This window comes from Oleiphilus sp. HI0117 (genome assembly GCF_001635235.1).
The window spans coordinates 1-695 of the sequence record NZ_LWGA01001481.1 but is presented as its reverse complement, the minus strand read 5'-3'; the positions used below and the strand labels follow the sequence as shown (position 1 = coordinate 695).

Genomic DNA, 695 nt, shown 5'->3' with positions numbered 1-695 from the left:
GACTATTAGAGAGTTGGGAGAGTAAAATGCAAGCAATCCATGCGCGCAAACTGATAAAGCCGATCGAACAAAGCTATACCGAAATGTTTTCGGGCAAGGTCTTCACCGTCGGTAAAGGCGCGGTTAGCATTCGAAACCATAGCAGCCAAGCGAAACATACCGTTATTGGCGTTCACGGTTTTTTGGAAAATCATTGCTACTTTACGCAACTCTATAATGATTCTTCTACAGAATTGGTATTATTGACCTGCAGTAACTACCACGTTCCTGTTAGCGGCCCTATCCCAGAGCCAGCTGAGTGGGAAATACCTATTAAGTACCCTGAAGCGACCATTGAATACGATGCATGCGTCCTTAACCAGGCTCTCGAAAATTTACCGACAACTGAAAACATTCGTATTCACGGTCACTCTCGTGGCGGCGCCGTTATTCTCCAAGCGGTAAGCTTTCGACCAGAACTCTATAAGAATGTTGAGCTAATTCTCGAAGCGCCAGCCTTGCCTGGTGGTAAAACTCACCCACTAGTTTCAGCAATGCTGGAACCTGTCAGCCATGGTATGTGGCCCTGGGTTGTTCGTATGATTAATAGCACACCTTCATCGTCTTATGGACAAATGTTTTTTGGCAAGACCAATGAGCGCAAGAAACAACTGCTCAATAAGATGTTTAGTGCAACCAAAGACCATCTGACTATC

Annotated in this window: 1 protein-coding gene; it reads left to right on the top strand. The window is 45.3% G+C overall.

All coding sequences use genetic code 11. The features are described from left to right. Window positions 1–26 precede the first annotated feature (26 nt). Window positions 27–695: hypothetical protein (locus tag A3757_RS24625; protein WP_068740467.1), on the top strand; the 669-nt coding region annotated here is incomplete at its 3' end.